18 protein-coding genes and 1 tRNA gene are annotated in these 17,766 nt (G+C 67.7%); 7 read left to right on the top strand and 12 right to left on the bottom strand.

Features of this window, described 5'->3' with window-relative positions:
• Nucleotides 1–168 precede the first annotated feature (168 nt).
• The 4 genes from nrdF to nrdH all read right to left on the bottom strand — a co-directional run bounded on the left by nrdF (nucleotide 169) and on the right by nrdH (nucleotide 4,196).
• A complete protein-coding gene (gene nrdF / locus I6N91_RS15340; RefSeq protein ID WP_120168956.1) occupies nucleotides 169–1,143 on the bottom strand; it encodes a class 1b ribonucleoside-diphosphate reductase subunit beta in 975 nt (324 codons plus the stop codon).
• Between the two features lie 143 nt (nucleotides 1,144–1,286).
• Entirely contained in the window at nucleotides 1,287–3,452 is a 2,166-nt protein-coding gene (gene nrdE / locus I6N91_RS15335; protein ID WP_198814004.1) for a class 1b ribonucleoside-diphosphate reductase subunit alpha, read from the bottom strand.
• A complete protein-coding gene (gene nrdI / locus I6N91_RS15330) occupies nucleotides 3,449–3,907 on the bottom strand; it encodes a class Ib ribonucleoside-diphosphate reductase assembly flavoprotein NrdI (protein WP_198814003.1) in 459 nt (152 codons plus the stop codon). Before nrdI ends, nrdE begins: the two co-directional genes overlap by 4 nt.
• Nucleotides 3,908–3,950: 43 nt before the next feature.
• The gene (gene nrdH, locus I6N91_RS15325) at nucleotides 3,951–4,196 is read right to left on the bottom strand and encodes a glutaredoxin-like protein NrdH (RefSeq protein WP_120168950.1); all 246 of its coding nucleotides are present in this window, start codon (nucleotides 4,194–4,196) and stop codon (nucleotides 3,951–3,953) included.
• Between the two features lie 669 nt (nucleotides 4,197–4,865).
• Here nrdH and I6N91_RS15320 point away from each other — a divergent pair.
• The 3 genes from I6N91_RS15320 to I6N91_RS15310 all read left to right on the top strand — a co-directional run bounded on the left by I6N91_RS15320 (nucleotide 4,866) and on the right by I6N91_RS15310 (nucleotide 8,172).
• Entirely contained in the window at nucleotides 4,866–5,792 is a 927-nt protein-coding gene (locus tag I6N91_RS15320) for a LysR family transcriptional regulator (RefSeq protein WP_198814002.1), read from the top strand.
• A gap of 169 nt (nucleotides 5,793–5,961) precedes the next feature.
• A complete protein-coding gene (locus tag I6N91_RS15315; RefSeq protein ID WP_198814000.1) occupies nucleotides 5,962–6,939 on the top strand; it encodes an SDR family oxidoreductase in 978 nt (325 codons plus the stop codon).
• 150 nt (nucleotides 6,940–7,089) lie between these two features.
• A complete protein-coding gene (locus tag I6N91_RS15310) occupies nucleotides 7,090–8,172 on the top strand; it encodes an FUSC family protein (RefSeq protein ID WP_233091923.1) in 1,083 nt (360 codons plus the stop codon).
• Here the strand turns inward: I6N91_RS15310 and I6N91_RS15305 are convergent.
• Complete coding sequence (locus I6N91_RS15305; RefSeq protein ID WP_233091929.1) at nucleotides 8,169–9,233, bottom strand: App1 family protein; 1,065 nt, start codon at nucleotides 9,231–9,233, stop codon at nucleotides 8,169–8,171. The two genes, I6N91_RS15310 and I6N91_RS15305, sit on opposite strands and share 4 nt — an antisense overlap.
• 262 nt (nucleotides 9,234–9,495) lie before the next feature.
• On the opposite strand from I6N91_RS15305, the gene I6N91_RS15300 reads away from it, so the two are divergent.
• Entirely contained in the window at nucleotides 9,496–11,052 is a 1,557-nt protein-coding gene (locus I6N91_RS15300) for a CHAD domain-containing protein (protein WP_198813996.1), read from the top strand.
• An 8-nt stretch (nucleotides 11,053–11,060) separates the two neighbouring features.
• Here the strand turns inward: I6N91_RS15300 and I6N91_RS15295 are convergent, their stop codons facing one another.
• A complete protein-coding gene (locus tag I6N91_RS15295; RefSeq protein ID WP_198813994.1) occupies nucleotides 11,061–11,831 on the bottom strand; it encodes a TM2 domain-containing protein in 771 nt (256 codons plus the stop codon).
• A gap of 179 nt (nucleotides 11,832–12,010) precedes the next feature.
• Between I6N91_RS15295 and I6N91_RS15290 the strand changes: the two genes are divergently transcribed.
• Both I6N91_RS15290 and I6N91_RS15285 read left to right on the top strand, forming a co-directional pair.
• Complete coding sequence (locus I6N91_RS15290; protein WP_198813992.1) at nucleotides 12,011–12,898, top strand: YsnF/AvaK domain-containing protein; 888 nt, start codon at nucleotides 12,011–12,013, stop codon at nucleotides 12,896–12,898.
• 60 nt (nucleotides 12,899–12,958) lie between these two features.
• Entirely contained in the window at nucleotides 12,959–13,408 is a 450-nt protein-coding gene (locus I6N91_RS15285; RefSeq protein ID WP_198813990.1) for a GNAT family N-acetyltransferase, read from the top strand.
• Between the two features lie 130 nt (nucleotides 13,409–13,538).
• Here I6N91_RS15285 and I6N91_RS15280 read toward each other — a convergent pair whose 3' ends face one another.
• A complete protein-coding gene (locus I6N91_RS15280; RefSeq protein ID WP_133404792.1) occupies nucleotides 13,539–13,721 on the bottom strand; it encodes a PspC domain-containing protein in 183 nt (60 codons plus the stop codon).
• A 130-nt stretch (nucleotides 13,722–13,851) separates the two neighbouring features.
• Here I6N91_RS15280 and I6N91_RS15275 point away from each other — a divergent pair, with 130 nt between their 5' ends.
• Nucleotides 13,852–14,112 carry a hypothetical protein gene (locus I6N91_RS15275; protein WP_198813982.1) on the top strand — a complete coding sequence of 87 codons (261 nt, stop codon included), beginning with the start codon at nucleotides 13,852–13,854 and terminating at the stop codon, nucleotides 14,110–14,112.
• Nucleotides 14,113–14,163: 51 nt separating this feature from the next.
• On the opposite strand, the gene I6N91_RS15270 is transcribed toward I6N91_RS15275, so the two are convergent.
• The 5 genes from I6N91_RS15270 to I6N91_RS15250 all read right to left on the bottom strand — a co-directional run bounded on the left by I6N91_RS15270 (nucleotide 14,164) and on the right by I6N91_RS15250 (nucleotide 17,766).
• Nucleotides 14,164–14,940, bottom strand: coding sequence for a hypothetical protein (locus tag I6N91_RS15270; RefSeq protein ID WP_198813980.1), 777 nt, complete (start codon nucleotides 14,938–14,940; stop codon nucleotides 14,164–14,166).
• Between the two features lie 194 nt (nucleotides 14,941–15,134).
• Nucleotides 15,135–15,210: transfer RNA gene (locus I6N91_RS15265), tRNA-Ala, on the bottom strand.
• Between the two features lie 94 nt (nucleotides 15,211–15,304).
• A complete protein-coding gene (locus tag I6N91_RS15260; protein ID WP_307843382.1) occupies nucleotides 15,305–15,985 on the bottom strand; it encodes a histidine phosphatase family protein in 681 nt (226 codons plus the stop codon).
• On the bottom strand, nucleotides 15,982–16,404 hold the full coding sequence (rsfS, locus tag I6N91_RS15255; RefSeq protein WP_120168924.1) for a ribosome silencing factor: 423 nt from the start codon (nucleotides 16,402–16,404) through the stop codon (nucleotides 15,982–15,984). The genes I6N91_RS15260 and rsfS overlap by 4 nt, the downstream gene beginning before the upstream one ends.
• 18 nt (nucleotides 16,405–16,422) lie before the next feature.
• Entirely contained in the window at nucleotides 16,423–17,766 is a 1,344-nt protein-coding gene (locus I6N91_RS15250; protein WP_198813978.1) for a hypothetical protein, read from the bottom strand.

Genomic DNA, 17,766 nt, shown 5'->3' with positions numbered 1-17,766 from the left:
TCCAATAGCCGGCCCAACACGACTGCCTGATTTCAGGAGACCGCCCAAAATCGATGCACCTCGGCGAACGAAAAAGCGCACCTAGTTGGATGACTTCCAACTAGGTGCGCTGCATCTTTCAGCTACTAGACCCTCATTCTTCCAATAGGGCCTGCACATCCGATCAGACTAGAAGTCCCAGTCGTCGTCCTCGGTGTTGACTGCCTTGCCAATGACGTACGACGAGCCCGAGCCGGAGAAGAAGTCGTGGTTCTCATCCGCGTTCGGTGAGAGCGCCGACAGGATCGCCGGGTTCACATCGGTCACCGTGGACGGGAACATCGCCTCGTAGCCCAGGTTCATCAGGGCCTTGTTGGCGTTGTAGTGAAGGAACTTCTTGACGTCCTCGGCCAGGCCGACGGAGTCGTACAGGTCGTGGGTGTACTGGACCTCGTTCTCGTACAGCTCGAACAGCAGCTCGTAGGTGTAGTCCTTGATCTCCTGCTTGCGCTCCTCCGACTGACCCTCGAGGCCCTTCTGGAACTTGTACCCGATGTAGTAGCCGTGCACGGCCTCATCGCGGATGATCAGGCGGATCAGGTCGGCCGTGTTCGTCAGCTTCGCCCGCGAGGACCAGTACATCGGCAAGTAGAACCCGGAGTAGAACAGGAAGCTCTCCAGCAGGGTGGAGGCCACCTTGCGCTTCAGCGGATCGTCGCCCTGGTAGTAATCCATGACGATCTGCGCCTTCTTCTGAAGGTTCACATTCTCGGTGGACCAGCGGAAGGCCTCGTCGATCTCCTTGGTGGAGGCCAGCGTGGAGAAGATCGAGGAGTAGCTCTTGGCGTGCACCGACTCCATGAACGCGATGTTGGTGTACACCGCCTCTTCCTGCTGCGTAATGGCGTCGGGGATCAGGCTGACGGCACCGACGGTGGCCTGCACCGTGTCGAGCAGGGTGAGGCCGGTGAACACGCGCATGGTGAGCTGCTGCTCGTCCGGGGTCAGCGTGGCCCAGGACTGGACGTCGTTGGACAGGGGCACCTTCTCCGGCAGCCAGAAGTTGTTGACGAGGCGGTTCCAAACCTCGACGTCCTTTTCGTCCCGGATGCGGTTCCAGTTGATCGCCTCAACATGGCTGAGAAGCTTCAGTTTTTCGGTCATGACTCCGACTCGCTTTCTGAGGTAAAACTTGGTTCGGCTGAGTCTTCGATGCAATACCTGCAGTCGGCTTTCTCAATGCCTTCGTTGTGGGAGGTCTGATGGGTGGGTCATCCCCTCGGGAACGACCCACCCAATCTAGTTGACTAGAGCATGCAGCTGACGCAGCCGTCCACCTCTGTCCCTTCCAGCGCGAGCTGGCGGAGACGGATGTAGTAGATGGTTTTGATGCCCTTGCGCCACGCGTAGATCTGCGCCTTGTTGATGTCGCGGGTGGTGGCGGTGTCCTTGAAGAACAGCGTCAGGGACAGGCCCTGGTCCACGTGCTGCGTCGCCGCGGCGTACGTGTCGATGATCTTCTCGTAGCCGATCTCATACGCGTCCTCGTAGTACTCGAGGTTGTCGTTCGTCAGGTACGGAGCCGGGTAGTACACGCGGCCCAGCTTGCCTTCCTTGCGGATCTCGATCTTCGAGGCCACCGGGTGGATCGAGGAGGTCGAGTTGTTGATGTAGCTGATCGATCCGGTCGGCGGCACGGCCTGCAGGTTCTGGTTGAAGATGCCGTGTTCCATGACCGAGGCCTTCAGCGCACGCCAGTCCTCCTGCGTGGGGATGTGGACGTCCTTGAACAGCTCTGCCACGCGCGGGGTCTGCGGAACCCACGTCTGGTCGGTGTACTTGTCGAAGAACTCACCCGAGGCGTACTTGGACTTCTCGAAGCCGCCGAAGGTCCGGCCGGTCTCGATCGCCAGCAGGTTTGAGGCCCGGATGGCGTGGTAGACCACGGTGTAGAAGTAGATGTTCGTGAAGTCCAGGCCCTCTTCGGAGCCGTAGTGGACCCGCTCGCGCGCCAGGTAGCCGTGCAGGTTCATCTGGCCCAGGCCGATGGCGTGCGACTGCTCGTTGCCCTTGGCGATCGAGGGAACCGAGGTGATGTTGGACATCACCGAGACGGCCGAGAGGGCACGGATCGCGGTCTCGATGGTCCGTCCGAAGTCCGGGGAGTCCATGGTCTTGGCGATGTTCAGCGAGCCCAGGTTGCACGAGATGTCCTTGCCGGTCTCGGCGTAGGACAGGTCGTCGTGGTACGTGGTGGGCTCCGAAACCTGCAGGATCTCCGAGCACAGGTTGCTCATGATGATCTTGCCCTCGATCGGGTTCGCCCGGTTCACGGTGTCCTCGAACATGATGTACGGGTAGCCGGACTCGAACTGGATCTCCGCGAGGGTCTGGAAGAACTCGCGCGCCTTGATCTTGGTCTTCTTGATCCGCGCGTCGTCGACCATCTCGTAGTACTTCTCGGTGACGTTCACGTCGGAGAACGGCATGCCGTAGACCTTCTCGACGTCGTACGGGGAGAACAGGTACATGTCCTCGTCACGCTTGGCCAGCTCGAAGGTGATGTCGGGGACGACGACGCCGAGCGACAGGGTCTTGATGCGGATCTTCTCGTCGGCGTTCTCGCGCTTGGTGTCCAGGAACCGGTTGATGTCCGGGTGGTGGGCGTGAAGGTACACCGCGCCGGCTCCCTGGCGGGCGCCGAGCTGGTTGGCGTAGGAGAAGCTGTCTTCGAGCAGCTTCATCACGGGGATGACGCCGGAGGACTGATTTTCGATCTGCTTGATCGGCGCGCCGACCTCGCGGATGTTCGTCAGGGCGAAGGCGACGCCGCCGCCGCGCTTTGACAGCTGCAGGGCGGAGTTGATGGAACGCCCGATGGACTCCATGTTGTCCTCGATGCGCAGCAGGAAGCAGGAGACGAGCTCGCCGCGCTGGGCCTTGCCGGCGTTGAGGAAGGTGGGGGTGGCCGGCTGGAAGCGGCCCTCGATGATCTCGTCGACGAGCTGGGTCGCGAGGGCCTCGTCGCCGGCGGCCAGATGCAGGGCCACCATGCAGACGCGGTCCTCGTAGCGCTCCAGGAAGCGCTTGCCGTCGAACGTCTTGAGCGTGTACGAGGTGTAGAACTTGAAGGCGCCGAGGAACGTCTCGAAGCGGAACTTCTTGCTGTAGGCGCGCTTGTAGAGGTCCCGGATGAAGTTCATCGTGTACTGGTCGAGGGTTTCCCGCTCGTAGTACTCGTTCTTCACCAGGTAGTCGAGCTTCTCCTCGAGGTCGTGGAAGAAGACGGTGTTGTTGTTAACGTGCTGCAGGAAGTACTGGTGCGCGGCTTCCTTGTCGGCCTCAAACTGGATCTCTCCGTCCGGCCCGTAGAGGTTAAGCATCGCGTTGAGCTCGTGATAGCCCAGATCCTTGTAGCGGGCATCGACGCTGTGCTTTGTCGCCCCAGCTGTGTCCGTCTCAGCAACACTCATGTCCAAAACTCTTCCAATCCTTGATGTACCCGGTCTACGTCCTCGGACGTCCCCATAAGTTCAAACCGATATAGGACGGGGACCCCGCACTTGGCGGCGACGATGTCGGCCGCCAGGCAGTAGGTTTCCCCGAAATTCGTATTACCCGCTCCAATGACTCCCCGGAGGAGCGAGCGGTTTCCTTCATTGTTCAAAAACTTGATGACCTGCCGCGGCACCGCTCCCCTGCCGGACTCTCCCCCGTAGGTGGGCAGGACCAGCACGTAGGGCTGGAGCGCCTGGAGGGTGGGATCCTTCGTGAGCAGCGGGAGCCGGGCCGAGTGCATGCCCAGCTTGGTGACGAACCGGTGCGTGTTGTCCGAGACCGACGAGAAGTAGATCAGCGGCGCATCGGTAACCCCGCCCCGAGCGGTCTGCTCCAGGCGGGGTGTCTCGGTATCCACGGTGGTTGTCATGATCGGCGGTGACAGCCGGCCTGGTCCTGCGAAGGCAGGAAAATCAGGCGACGGAGGTGACGGACAGCTCGGCCAGCTCGTTGATCTTGTCGGGGCGGAAACCGGACCAGTGGTCCTTGTCCGTGATGACGACCGGGGCCTGCATGTAGCCCATCGAACGGAGGCGCTCCAGTGCGGCCGGATCCTGTGAAATATCGACGCTCTGGTAGGTGATTCCCTTCTTGTCCAGAGCCCGGTAGGTGGCGTTGCACTGTACGCATGCTGGCTTGGTGTAAACCGTTACGGTCATGTCCCTGTCCCCTTCTTGATGCTGCTGTATTGCCGTGTCCGTGGGTGGTGGTGGAGCGTCCCGAGAAGGGGGAAATTCCGGGGAATTTCCGGCCCTGCGGTCTTTGCCCGGCCAGCGGTTGATTCGATATCTAGATACTACATCTAGTGCGGGCTGCCGACACAGACCCCAACATGATGTATTACAAGTATGTCATTCACCCGCTCCTGAGTCCACATGAAATCCACAGGCGGGGCCCTCCCGGACCCGCGGATTTGCGCCGTTTTGCTCCCCTGGGTGCACACCCTGTGGAGTACTTGCACACAGCAAAAAATTGCCTGTGTCGTCCTTTTCTCGGCGTGTCGCGGTGACCTTCCGCGGAGTGTCCGAGGGCACACCCCGGAGGCGCCGCCGGCCCCTACGGTCGGCGGTCGAGGAGGAACTGCTGCACGTCCAGGTGCCCCGCCTGAAAGCCGTCCCTGGAGTAGCAGAGGTAGAAGCGCCAACCCGCACCCCGTTCCCGGCCCCACCGGCCCGGCCTCGCAGGGCACGACACATTCCGTGCGGAGCACCGCGGGCTCGACTTTGCGGGCACCGGCTCGGCTAAAGTTCGGAGTCCCCCACCTGTGGATCGCTCCGCCGCCCCGCGGACCGGAGCATCGCGCCATCGTTCGCCGGAAAGGACCGCCCATGGTCAATCCCGTCCACCTGAGGACACTGCTCGAGGTGATCCGCCACGGGTCCTTCGCCGGAGCCGCCGCCACCCTCGGCTACACCGCCTCCGCCGTATCCCAGCAGATGTCGGCGCTGGAGAAGGACACCGGCGCCACCCTCTTCGAACGCAGTGCCCGCAGCGCCGTCCCCACGGAGGCCGCCGTCGTCATGTCGCGGCACGCAGCGAAGGTGCTCACGGACATCGACGCGCTGCTCGCCTCAACTGCCCGCGCCCAGGCCGAGACGTCCCAGGAGCTCCGGCTGGGCCTGTTCCCCTCCCTCGCGACCTACGCGCTGCCCCGACTGCTCAGCACCCAGCAGTGGAAGTCCCTCGGGATCAACCTGAAGGTGTACGTCGCCGAACCCGCGCAGACCATCCAGGGCCTGCGCACCGGCGGTGAACTCGACCTCGCCCTCGTATACCAGGTGGGCCAGGCGGGCCTGGCCTGGCCCTCTAGCGTCAGCCGGCAGTGGATCGGCGACGACGACTTCCGGGTGGTCCTGCCCGAGGCCTGGGGCATCCGGGCCGGATCCACGGTCAGTGCCGACCAGCTGGCCGACATGCCCTGGATCCTCCACCATCCCGGCACTGCCGACGCCACGGTGATCGAGCGCCTGTTCGCCGGCTGCAACCTCCACCCGCGGGTGGTGGCGTACTGCGACGACTTCAACGCCAGCCTCGAAATGGCCGCCGCCGGGCTCGGCGCCGCACTGGTTCCGGATCTGGCAATGCTGAACCGCCCCCCCGGCATCGTCGCCCTGGACGTCCCGGAGATCCGGCTCGCCCGGAGCATCTTCGCCCTGCAGATCGGGGACCGCCAGAACGTCCGGGTGCGGTTGTTCATGGACCAGCTGGCCGACATCCTTCGGCAGCGGAGCATTGAACCCAAACACATTTCCTGACGATCCGCACTCCCTCCCCGGGCGCCCGAAAAGCATTGTCGGGCCCTCCCTGCCTCGGTAGCCTCAGGAGCGGGTGGGCGGCCCCCAGCCGTCCACCCGCTCCACCGGCCGTGCCGGGGTCCATACCGCTATTCATGCCTCAACTCATGCCGAAGGTAGGGAGAACCCAGTGAGCAAGAAACCGCCAGTCGTCGTGATCACCGGTGCATCGAGCGGCATCGGCCGCGCGACGGCCCTCCACTTCGCCCGCAGGGGTGCCGACCTCGTCCTGGCCGCCCGCCGGGAGGAAGCCCTCGAGGGGCTGATCGAGGAGTGTGAGGCCTACGGGTCCCGGGCCTTCTACGTTCCTACCGACACCAGCGACCCGGAGGCCGTCCAGGAACTGGGGGCGCGGGCCGTGGAGGCCTACGAGCGCATCGATGTCTGGGTCAACAACGCCGCGGTCTCCTTCTTCGCGCCCTTCCTCGAAGTCCCGCTGAAGGACTTCAACCGGGTGATCGACGTCAATATCATGGGCTACGTGTACGGCGCCCGGGTGGCGCTGCAGCACATGCGGAGCCAGGGCTCGGGAGTGCTCATCAATGTAGCCTCGATTGTCGGCGTCGTCCCCCAGCCGTACACCTCCGCCTACTCGATGTCCAAGGCCGCGGTCCGCGCCCTCGGGGTGAGCCTGCGCTCGGAACTGCTGCTCGCCAAGACCCGCAAGATCCATGTCTGCACGGTGCTGCCGGCCACCATCGACACCCCCTTCTTCAACCAGGCCGCCAACTACACCGGCCGCCGGGCCCTGGCGATGCCGCCGGTGTACAGCCCGCAGAAGGTGGCCGCCACCATCTACAAGCTCGTCGACTCGCCGCGCGGCGAAGTGGTCGTCGGCAGGATCGGCCGCTCGATGGTGCGCCAGCATCGGTTCGCCCCCGCGAAGGTGGAGACCGCGATGGCCCACCAGGTGGACAGGACCCACCTGTCGAAGAAGCAGCCTGCCGAGGCCACCAGCGGCAACCTGTACGAGCCCTCGGCGGACCGGCGCGACACCGCAGTGACCGGGGGGTGGAGCGGCAGTCGCCGGTCGGTGCAGCGTTCACTGCTCGGCACCGCCGCGCTGGCGACGGCAGGCGGCATCGTCGTCCGGCGCATGCTCGGCTGAGAGCGCGGTCCAGGATCCAGGACAGGGGCGCCGCCTGAGCGCCGAGCAGGCCGTGAACACTGATCCCACCGGCCCCCGCCTACACTCCGACCGCTCCCGGACCGGGCCGCCGGCCCGACCCGGCCCGCCCCGCATTGCAATACTGGAGGGATGGCTTCACCAATTTCACCCGTCCCCCGGCCGCTGCCGAAACGCCTCGGCGCCTACCTGCGTCACGGGCGTGTCCTGCTCGCCCTGAAGGCGGCCATCGCCGCCGGCATCGCCTGGTGGGTGGCCCTGCTGATCCCCGGAGTGGCCTCCAACTACCCGTACTATGCGCCGCTCGGAGCATTGGTGTGCATGTACCCAACGGTGGCCGGCTCGGCGCGCACGGGCCTGCAGACCCTCATCGGGCTCGGGGCCGGAATATTGCTGGCCTTCCCGGTGATCCTGCTCGGCAACCCCACCAGCCTGACAGTCGGACTCGTCGTCGGGCTCGGCGTGCTGCTGGCCGGGCTTCCCCGCCTGGGTGCCGGACGGGACTGGATACCAATGGCGGCGCTCTTCGTGCTGCTGCTGGGCGGCGACCACGCCGACACCTACTCACTGGGGTACTCGATCCAGATGCTGGTAGGCATCGCCGTCGGGCTTGCCGTCAACGCCCTGGTCTTCCCGCCACTGCACCTCAACGGCGTCATCCAGAGCCTTGAGGAACTGCGCTCCGCGCAGGCCCTGCAGCTCAGCGACATGGGAGCGGCCCTCGAGGAACGCTGGCCGCCCGAGCATGAGGAGTGGGCCTCCCGGCAGGACCGGCTCGGCCGGCTGGCCCGGGACGCACGCGCGGCGGTGCAGCTGGCCGACACGAGCCGCCGGGGAAACCTCCGCCGCTACCGCAACGGCCGGGACCTTGAGGCCGACTACCACGCGCTGCGGTCCCTCGAACGGATCACCTTCTACGTCGAGGACATCACCGAGGTGCTCTCCGGAGCGATCTGGCGCTCGGCGACCGCCGCACCGCTGCCCGCCGGCCTGGGCGTGCCCCTGGCCGAGGCCAGCCGGCTGACCTCGGAGGCCATTGGCACCTGGGATCCCGAAGCGCCAGCCCAGGCCGCGGCGGAGGACGCCGTGGAGGCCCTCATGCGCGAGGTGCACGCCAGCGCCGTCAGCGAACGGATCGACGCCGCCGCGACCTTCGGCATGGGGCTCCGGCGGATCCTGCTGACGATCCGCCTCGACTCGGTCCCCGCCCGCTAGCTGTCCTCGCGGTGCGGGTAGGGCTCGGGGACCGGATCCGGATCGGGATCCGGAGCGATGATGCCAAGCTTCTCCAGCTGCTTGGACATCCCGGCGCCATCCGGGGCGTACACCCAGTCGATGTTCGGCGTCATCGCGGAGGCGTTGGTCTTGGACCGCCCGCCCGCGAGCACCGCCTCGCTGGCCGAGAGCTGCCGGATGGCGATGGCACGCACCCGGTCTGGATGCCGCTGAGCGAACTCGGCGTAGATGGCCTCGTCGTGCTGCCCGTCGTCGCCCACCAAGAGCCACTTCACCGAGGGGAACTCCTCAGCCAGGCGCTCGAGGGAGGTGCGCTTGTGGTCCTGGCCGCTGCGGAACCATCGGTCGCGGGTGGGGCCCCAGTCGGTGAGCAGTTTCGGGCCGGCCGGGTAGAGGTTGCGCGAGAGAAAGCGGGTCAGGGCAGGCGCCACGTTCCACGCCCCCGTCGAAAGGTACAGCACCGGCGCCGACGGCATGCTGCGGGTGATCCGCTCGTACAGCACGGCCATGCCGGGGGTCGGCGTCCGGGCGTGCTCATCCAGCACGAACGTGTTCCAGGCGGCCAGGAACGGTCGTGGGAGAGCCGTGACCATGACCGTGTCGTCGATGTCGGAGACCACCCCGAAGTCCACTGAGTCGTCGACCACCCGCAGGGGCGCGTCGGCGAGCCGCGAATCGCCCGACCGCAGCCGGACCGTGTGCCAGCCGGGGGTCAGTTCCACGTCGATCCGGGCATCGATCACTCCGCCGTGGTCGGCCTTCACGGTGTGCGTGCTTCCGTTGATCTGCACCTGCACGACGGCGTCGCGCACGGGAGCACTGGTGAAGTTCCGCCATCCGCGGATGCCCTCCTTGAGGGGCTTGAGCGGACCGGTGTCCTCCACTGGACCGCTGTCGCGGGGATCGGTCAGCACCACCCGGGCCAGCACCCGCACCCACTTGGTCGTCCCGTAACCGGTGTAGGGGATGACAGTCTGCACGTGCCCGCGGCGGATAGCGAGCCGGCGCTGGAACCCCAGCCAGGTGTCGTCGATCTTCATGCCCAGGTGGGTGCGTTCCTTCACCTCCACGCCCGGTACCTTTGCCGCCGGCACCTCCGTGGCCGAGGTGGTCTCGATGATTTCTGCCTTGTCGGCCGGACGGTCTGTTGGCTGTTCAGCAGGAGTCGTCATGGGTTCAGTGTGCCACGAGTACGCTCTGGAAACCCTCCCTTCTTGCCCTCCTGCGCACTGCCGGCGCAAGAGCCCCCAGCACTGCGGGAACCCCGTGGCCCTCCGGCGCCGGGCAGCACCATAATGACTCATGACCCAGAGGATGGAAGCACCCGCAGCCCGCCGGTATGTCGCGGACACCGACGCCGTCCTGCCGGACCTGCCGGGCGGCCCGGGTGCACCACCCCCAGGCGGAACCGCAGTTCTTCGGCGTGTCCACTGGGATCTCGACGATGCTGAGCTGGCGCACGCGGGGATCACCGTGGCGGTCACCGGTGAGGGTAAGGCGGCCCGCTGGGACGTCACCTTTCCCCCGGCGCTAAGTCAGCTGGATTTTTCGGTTGCGTCACCGGAGACCGGCGTCCCGCCTGAGGTTCTCGAGCGGGTCCGGGTCCATGTCCGCGACCGGGACCTGCGGCAGGTGGCCGACCTGGTCCTCCGGCGTCGGGAGTTCACGCTCCCGGGATCCGACGGCGTCGGGCTGCGGGTGCGGGACGACGTCGTCGAACCCGGTGAACCCGCCGATCCCGGCGGCTGGCGGGAGTGGACGGTGGAGGCATACCCTGACCCGGCCGCGGACGGTGGACCCGCCGGCGGCGGTGACAGCGACGGCGGCGACAGCGACGGCGACGGCAATGCGGCCGGGGAACTGCTTGACACCATCGAGGCCCTGCTGGTCGCGGCGGGCGCCTCCCACGGCGGCCCCGCGGAGCGGCTCGCCAGGCAGGCGGAGGGCCGTGCCGCCGCCCCGGAGTCTCCCGCGGACGGAGAAACGCCGATCGGCGCGGTCCTCGCCACAGTGTTTTCGACGCTCGCGGCCGAGCTCAAGGCCTGGGACCTGCGCGTACGGGTGGACGAGGAGGACGCCGTCCACCAGCTGCGGGTGCGCTCCCGCACCCTGCGGAGCGTGCTCAAGACGTACGGGGAGCTGCTCGATGAAGCCGCCGCGCGGGACCTCGAGGACCGGCTGCAGCGGCTTGGACATGCCCTTGCCGCCGCCCGCGATGCCGACGTGATCCGCGGCTGGGTGGCTGAAAGCGTGAAGGCCCTTCCGGACGGATTAATTCCCGCCCACGTTGCCCGGCGGCTTCAGAGAACGGCCGCGGCCCAGTACCGGCAGGCCTACGGGGAGCTGCTTGAGGAACTGAGCTCCCCTGACTATTTCCTGCTCCTTGATGTGCTCGACGGGTTTGCCGCCCGGCCGCCGCTGGCGGCCGGCCCGGAGGGGCGCAGCGCACGAAAAGCCATCCGGCGGGCCGTCAAACGCCAGCAGCGCAAGGTGCTTGAACTCGTTGACGGGGCCGCCGGGGAGGAGGACGCCGTGGCGCGGATCTATCTCCTTCACGGCGTGCGAAAGCGGTCCAAGCGGCTTCGGTACGCCATTCGATCGGTCTCCGCCGCCACCGGGTTCGACTTCGGCAGCAAACTCGATGCCGTCCTGGCGACCGCCGAGGACATCCAGGACGCCCTCGGCGTCCACCGCGACAGCATCACGTTCCAGGAGTTTGTGGCCGCCACCGCCCGCGAGGCTCACCGTTCCGGCGCAAACACTTTCGCGTACGGCGTGCTCCACCAGGCCGAGGCTCCCCGCCAGGAGGCGGCGGCCGCGGCGTACCGGGAGGCGGCGGAGCGCCTGCGGCAGGGCTGAGGCGGGGACTATTCGATGCTGCCTCCGGTGAATTTGTCGATGGTGGCAGACCAGCGGGTCTCGGCCGGAAGGACCACCAGGCTCCACTCCCCCGGATCCACCCGCTGGGTGTGGGTGCCCGAACCCGGCTCGAGCCTCGAGATCAGCGGCTCCTCGCCTTCGGGTACTCCGTCCGTCCCCTCCGCCAGCAGGTAGATAAAACCCGGCCCGTCGAGGGTGTATTTGATCCGCACCGCACCTCCGGTGAGGGCGAACGGTTCGGGCGCCGGCCGTCCGGGCCCGCCGGCGAGCACTGCCACCTCGGTCCACCGGGGTGGGGGCTCCTTGGTCGGGAGGACGGAGCTGAGGGCTGTCATGGCCGATCCGGCCCCGGCTCGCAGCAGGGTCAGCGCCGGGCCCGAGGCGAGGGTGAAGGCGGTGAGGATCACCACCAGTGAAGCCACAAGCGCGGCGGCGCGGTGGCCGCGGCGCCCCGCCAGGGGATGCCCTCCGCCGTCGACCGCCGATCCCAGGGCGAGCGCCAGAACATCGGCGGCCCACCAGAAGCCAGCGCCGCCCAGGGTGAGCAGCTTAATGAGCCCGGACACCGGGCGTCGAAGGTAGAACCGGTCGACTCCGAAGAACCCTCCCAGCAGGGACAGCAGCCAGGGTCCGCGGAAGTCGATCAGGCGCAGCTCGGGAACCGGGTCGGTCCGGGCCTTTACGGCGGAGCGCGCCCGGGCTGCGGCGGTCACTCGGTTGGACCACCGCTTCGCTGCAGGACCGGCCTCCGCGTCCATGGCTGAACACTATGCCCGCGGTCGCGGCCGGGGTAGGGCGGACGCCGCCTTGCTTAATGTGCCGACATCGGCGCGGCGTGGCCCACCGTGTACTAAGCATGCTTGGTATATGGTGGTGAGCCTCAGAACATAAATGCATTAGGCATCCCGGACCATCTCCACTGCGGAAAAGAGACCCCATGATCACCCAGGAACAGATGAAGGAGCTCATCAGCGCCGGCGGCAACGTCCTGAGCGCGGACGGGCAGGTCCTCGGCCCGCTGGGGCGCCTGTATGTCGACGACGGGACAGGCCGGCCCACCTGGGTCACCGTCGACACGGGAACCTCCGCCGCCGAGTCCTTTGTGCCCCTCGACGGTGCCACCACCGCGGGTGGCGACGTCCAGGTCGCCTACCCCCGTGAATCGGTCCTGGCCTCCCCGGGCATGTCCCAGGACGGACACCTGAGCCAGGCGGAGGAGAAGCACCTGCTGCGCCACTACGGACTCCTCCCCGGCGTCGACGAGGCCGCCGGCGGCCGGTCCGACGAGCACGCCACGTCCCGGCTTGAGAGCGACCACGTGATGATCCGCTCCGAGGAACAGCTCCGCGCGGGCACCGAAATCCGGGAGACCGAGCGGGTGCGCCTGGTGAAGAGGATCGTCACCGAGGAGGTCACCATCACGGTGCCGGTCCGGCGGGAAGAGCTTTCCATCGAGCGCGTCCCCCTCGACGACGTTCCGGGCCACCGCAACGGCAACGGCAACGGGCACACCAACGGGGCCGCCCCCACCGGCGGCGGGTCGTACACCTATGTGGAACGCGACGAGGAAACCGCCGTGGACCGGGACGACCTGTATGCCGCCGTCGGGTCCGCCTTCAGCGGAGACGAGGTGACCATTGTGCTCTACCAGGAGCGCCCCGTGGTGCAGACCGAGATCGTCGCCGTCGAGCGGATCCACGTGCTCAAGGAAATCATCACGCACGAGGAAACCCTCAGCGGGGAGGTCCGCAAGGAGGTCATCGAGGCCGAATCGTTCGATGCTCCCGGCCGGGACGCAGCGGCACCGCGGAGGACCGGCGGCTGATCCTTCCCAACCGGTTCACCTCAGCGGCACCGCCTCGGCGGTGTGGGACAGGAAAAGGCAATGTTGATACGCCGCGCCGGTTCGGCGGACGCTCCCGCGGCGATCCGCGTCTTCCGGGGCTCCCGCACGGCCGCCGCCGCATACCTGCCCTCGGCCGCCCACACCGAGGCGGAGGACGAGGAGTTTGTCCGCGGGGTGCTGATCGCCGAAGGGCAGACCTGGCTTGCGGTTGACGGGGACGGCCGGGCCGCCGGCCTGCTCAGCCTGAGCCCCGGGTGGATCGACCAGCTCTACGTCGCCCCTGAATACTGGGGACGCGGGGTCGGCACCCTCCTGGTCGGCCACGCCAAGGCGCTGCAGCCCTCGGGCCTGCAGCTGTGGACCTTCGAGTCAAACCTCGGCGCCAGGCGGTTCTACGAAAGGCACGGGTTCGTCGCCGTCGAACGCACGGACGGCGCAGGGAATGAGGAGCGGGCACCGGACATCCGGTATGCCTGGTCGGGCGCCTGACCGGGTGGGACTGACCGGGTGGGACTGACCCACCCGGCCGACCGGCCGGGCGCCCGACCAGGCAGCCCCGAACCGGCGGGCCCGCTCGGTGATGCCGGCCGGACCCGGCGGGTCCGGCCGGTTCGTGGTGTCAGTACGACTTGGGGATCACGATCCACAGGATGATGTAGGCGATCTCCCCGGCCCCGACCAGGCCGAAAATCACGAACAGCAGCCGCACGAGGGTCTTGGAAATGCCGAAGCGGGCGGCGAGGGCCGCGCAGACACCCGCGATCACCTTGCCGTTGCGCGGACGTACAAGTTGAGAAGCCATGCCCGTACCCTACCAACGCGGGCACGCGGGTGGACAGGACCAAAAACCGCGGGCTCCGGGAAAGGCCTTGTGTGCGGTGCGCCGAGCGAGCACCATTGCTGCATCAGCTGAAACCACCCGAGGAGCTGATGTGTTTGGAAACGCGGACAAGCCGCCGCAGGTTGACTTCCACCCCTGGCCCAGCGGCCTGACGTCCCGGCATTTTTCCCTCCTGAGGAGGAGCGCCTTCGTCGTCCTCGTCACGGTGTTGATCTTCGGCGCCTACAGCACCGAACTGACCCTGATACGGGTCATTACCAACTGCCTCGTGGTGTACGTGGTGGTGATCTGGTCGCGGCGCTGGCTGTCCGAAAACCGGGACGGCCCGGGGCAGCCGGGACCCGCCCGGTAGCGGCCGCCCCCGCCGGCGGCCCCGTAACGGGACGCCGAGCCCGGTGACGGCCTACCCCGCGGGGCGCAGCGAGGTGATCATGGTGCGGATCTTCCCGAACTCGTCCGTCTCGGCGTACACCTGCGGCGTATCGGCGTGGGGCGGGTTGCCGGGCGTTGTGTCGAAGGGGTCGTAGATGCCCCCGAAGGCCGCGCCGCTTGGAGGCCAGGTGAAGAAGTGCGCGATGGGGCACGCCGTCGGGCCCACCGGCTCCGGCGCCGAGCTGATGCCATAGGCTCCGCTGAATCCCTTCTGCGGGTCGGCCTGCGCTGGGTCGCTGCGGATTTCGAAGACGAAGCGGGGGGTACTTCCGGCGTGGGTCAGGGCGGGCAGCGGCCGCGACTCGATCACCCCGTAGGGACTCTTCTGGGCGCACTCGGCGCCGGTCACCAGATTGGTGCGGAGGTTCGCGATCGACTTTCCGGTGTCGCTGACCACCTCGATGGACACCCCGCCGGGCGCTGCCCCGTCGGCCGCGCGGATCGCCCAGTTTTCGGGATAGTCGAAGGCCAGCTCGCCGTCGAGGGTCGTGTAGGTGTTCCAGCCCGGCGCCATGGGCGGGTCGGTCGGCGGTGCGGGGCTGGTGGGGGCCGTGGAGCTTGGTGTTGTGGAACTTGGCGCCGCGCCCGGAGCCGGAGGGGATGGCGTTGAGGACGCCGGGGCGCTGCTTGAGGCCGACGGTGCGGGCCCGGAGACCGGCTCCGAAGCGGCCGGAGCGCAGGCTCCGAGCAGGACGGCGAGGCCGAGGACCCCGCCGAAGGACTGAACGGATGTGCGCCTCTTGCTCATGGGGACCTCCCGGACGGCCGCTGATCGATCCATTGTGCGTCGCTCGGTCCATTGTGAGGCCCGCCGGTGCGTGCGTGGGCGGGGACGCCGGAATCGTTCCTTAACTGTTGCAGGTTCCGGTCCGCTCGGGCCGCCAGCCGGGCACGGAAAAGCCGCCAGGTTCCGGGAGCAATTCCCGGATCCTGGCGGCGGATTGGTGGAGCTGAGGGGACTCGAACCCCTGACCCCCTGCATGCCATGCAGGTGCGCTACCAGCTGCGCCACAGCCCCAATCCGTTGTTTCCCTCCGGCTAACCGGCTGAAGCAACTCGTTTAGTTTAGTAAAGTTTTCCGCTCCTGCAAAATCGGCCGGAACTTGCCCCCGCTAGCCCTCGATCGGCTCCGCAGGGAAGGACCCGAGACCCACATTATGCTCCCGCAGCTGCCACGAATAGAGCGCCTCCGGGGTGCGGACCTGCTCGTCCAGAAGCGACCAGTGGCAGTTGGATACTCCAGCCAGCGCACCCCAGGTGGTTGAGGGCAGGCCCATCAGGGCGGCGAGTCCGGCGCGGATCGCTCCGCCGTGACTGACCACCACAAGGGTTTGTCCGGCGGCGAGGTCCTCCACCGCTTCGAGGGTGGCCTCGCTCATTCGGCGGCCTACCTCCTCGCGGTTTTCCGCACCGCCGGCGCGGACCAAGGGGTCGCCCCCGCGCCAGGCGGCATTGTCCTCGGGGAACCGCTCATCGATTTCGGCGAAGGTGAGCCCCTGCCACGCACCGGCGGCCGTCTCCCGGAAGCGCTTGTCCAGCCGCACCTTCAACCCGGTGATGGCGGCCAGGGCGTGGGCGGTGTCGGCGGCCCTACTGAGGTCGGAGGAAACAATGCGCGCCGGGTGGCGCTGGGCGAGCAGCCCGGCGGCTCGGGACGCCTGGCGCCGGCCGGTCGCATCGAGCGGAATATCTTCCTGGCCCTGGAACATTCCGCCGTGGTTCCAGGCCGTTCTCCCGTGCCGCCAGAAGATCACCCTGCGGGCGGCAGGGTCATTGTGCCGGTGTCCCGTCACTCCGCTTCGGTGCTGACGGCGCTGGGCGCATCGGGGTTCTGCGGTGAGCTCTGGAGGGAGCCCTCGAGCTGCAGGTCGACGGACGGGCAGTCGTTCCACAGCCGCTCCAGGGCGTAGAAGACGCGGTCCTCCTCGTGCTGGACGTGGATGACCACCTCGGCGTAATCGAGCAGCACCCAGCGGCCTTCACTGCGGCCTTCACGCCGGACGGGCTTCAGGCCCTGCTTTGACAGCTCCTCCTCGATGCCGTCGACGATGGCATTGACCTGCCGTTCGCTCGGCGCCGAGGCGATGAGGAAAACATCGGTGATCGCGAGGCGCTCGCTTACATCGATGGCAACAATGTCCTGGGCAATCTTGTCCACTGCGGCGTGTGCCGCGGTGCGGGCAATCCCGATGGACGATTCGGTAGCGCTCACTGATCTCCTTGTGTGTGGTCAGCCGCCGAAGCCGCTGACAATCATTAGAATTCCGGCCAGGAGTGCAAGCACGCCCAACCCGAGTATTGAAAACTGCAGGTACCTCATCCGCCGAACCCGGGCCAGGCCCGCAGTCATTGCGTCAAGGGGGTCGAGCCCGTGGGCGCTCTGGGCACGCACGGGGGTGGCGCCGTCGTCGGTGGCCCGGCCGTGGTTGCGCGCGAGGGTTTCGGCCTGCGCCAGCACCTGCGACCGCCGTTCGGGGCCCTTGCCGGTGGAGGCAGGAGCCGAGGCGGGGGCCGCAGGCTGGGCGGATGGCTTCGACGGAAGGGGCCGGCGGACGACCGGAACGTGGGAGGTGGTCGGGGCCTTCAGGACCGGGCCGCCTACCCCGGGCACCTTAACGTATTCGGGCGGCGCGACGATCGAGAGGTTATGCGCGGTGGTCGGATCGCTCGACTGCGGACGCCGCTGGGAGTTTTCCTCGGAGAGCTGCTGGATCTTCTGCGCCCTGCTGTTGAGGACGGCGGCGCGTTCGGCCAGGGCCTTCTGCTTGGCCAGGATGGCGGGGTCGACGGCGAACGGGTCGGCGCCCTGCGCCGCCTCGATCATCGCGACCTGGTCCCGTGCCTGCGCGGCGATGGCCTCGCGGGCCGCGAGGGCCTGCTCGATACTCAGGTCCTCCCCAACGGCTCCCTGACCGGCGGGGGCGGCACCGGGTGCCTGCGGCCCGGCCGCGCCGTCTCCCTCGGTGCTCACGCGGCGGCGGCGGTCGCGCCGGCCTTCGAGCGGCACCTGGGCGATCCTCCGCTCGATGGGGGTTCCATCGGGGTGCAGGGGACGGCCTTCCGCATGCGGCGCGGCCGTCTCCGGTGCCGTCCGCGCACCCGAAGGGGCCGCTCCGGCGGATCCATGCGCGCCGCTGCCGTCGCTGGCATTGGCGCGAGTCGAAGCATCGGAGGCCGACTCAGCGGCGGTCGAAGCAGCGGCGGTCGAAGCAGCAGGCGCGGAATCACCCTGAACCGTGCCGCCGGGAGCAGTCGCGGGAGCCTCCGCCCTGGCGGCCTGGGCTTCCTGCTGCTGCAGCCGCAGCTGGCGGCGGGTGGGCATCGCGTCGTATGAGCTGGCGACCGCGGGCACGGAGTGTTCGGCCAGGGCACGGTAGGTGCGCAGGGCCTCACGGTCCCTCGCCCGCACCAGGGATACTCGCTCGGAGGTGTGGACCTCCGCGTCGACCGGCGCATCGGCGGCACGCCGGCTCCGCCGCTGCACCCCGCCTGCGGTTCCGATTCCCGACACAGCGGAAGACCCGCGGCCGGAAGCGGCGGGTCGTGGGTCCTTCTCGTCGTTAGCCTTGCTCAT

It is taken from the genome of Arthrobacter sp. MSA 4-2 (assembly GCF_016405885.1).
GTDB lineage: Bacteria > Actinomycetota > Actinomycetes > Actinomycetales > Micrococcaceae > Arthrobacter_D.
Note: the sequence above shows the minus strand (reverse complement) of the source record. Positions and strands in the feature narration are given on the sequence as shown.

Bases quoted from the DNA above. Each gene is read 5' to 3' on its own strand.
- nrdF (WP_120168956.1), bottom strand. From the start codon at position 1,143: ATGACCGAAAAACTGAAGCTTCTCAGCCATGTTGAGGCGATCAACTGG.
- nrdE (WP_198814004.1), bottom strand. From the start codon at position 3,452: ATGAGTGTTGCTGAGACGGACACAGCTGGGGCGACAAAGCACAGCGTC.
- nrdI (WP_198814003.1), bottom strand. From the start codon at position 3,907: ATGACAACCACCGTGGATACCGAGACACCCCGCCTGGAGCAGACCGCT.
- nrdH (WP_120168950.1), bottom strand. From the start codon at position 4,196: ATGACCGTAACGGTTTACACCAAGCCAGCATGCGTACAGTGCAACGCC.
- I6N91_RS15320 (WP_198814002.1), top strand. From the start codon at position 4,866: ATGGTCAATCCCGTCCACCTGAGGACACTGCTCGAGGTGATCCGCCAC.
- I6N91_RS15310 (WP_233091923.1), top strand. From the start codon at position 7,090: ATGGCTTCACCAATTTCACCCGTCCCCCGGCCGCTGCCGAAACGCCTC.
- I6N91_RS15305 (WP_233091929.1), bottom strand. From the start codon at position 9,233: ATGAAGATCGACGACACCTGGCTGGGGTTCCAGCGCCGGCTCGCTATC.
- I6N91_RS15300 (WP_198813996.1), top strand. From the start codon at position 9,496: ATGACCCAGAGGATGGAAGCACCCGCAGCCCGCCGGTATGTCGCGGAC.
- I6N91_RS15295 (WP_198813994.1), bottom strand. From the start codon at position 11,831: ATGGACGCGGAGGCCGGTCCTGCAGCGAAGCGGTGGTCCAACCGAGTG.
- I6N91_RS15290 (WP_198813992.1), top strand. From the start codon at position 12,011: ATGATCACCCAGGAACAGATGAAGGAGCTCATCAGCGCCGGCGGCAAC.
- I6N91_RS15285 (WP_198813990.1), top strand. From the start codon at position 12,959: ATGTTGATACGCCGCGCCGGTTCGGCGGACGCTCCCGCGGCGATCCGC.
- I6N91_RS15280 (WP_133404792.1), bottom strand. From the start codon at position 13,721: ATGGCTTCTCAACTTGTACGTCCGCGCAACGGCAAGGTGATCGCGGGT.
- I6N91_RS15270 (WP_198813980.1), bottom strand. From the start codon at position 14,940: ATGAGCAAGAGGCGCACATCCGTTCAGTCCTTCGGCGGGGTCCTCGGC.
- I6N91_RS15250 (WP_198813978.1), bottom strand. From the start codon at position 17,766: ATGAGCAAGGCTAACGACGAGAAGGACCCACGACCCGCCGCTTCCGGC.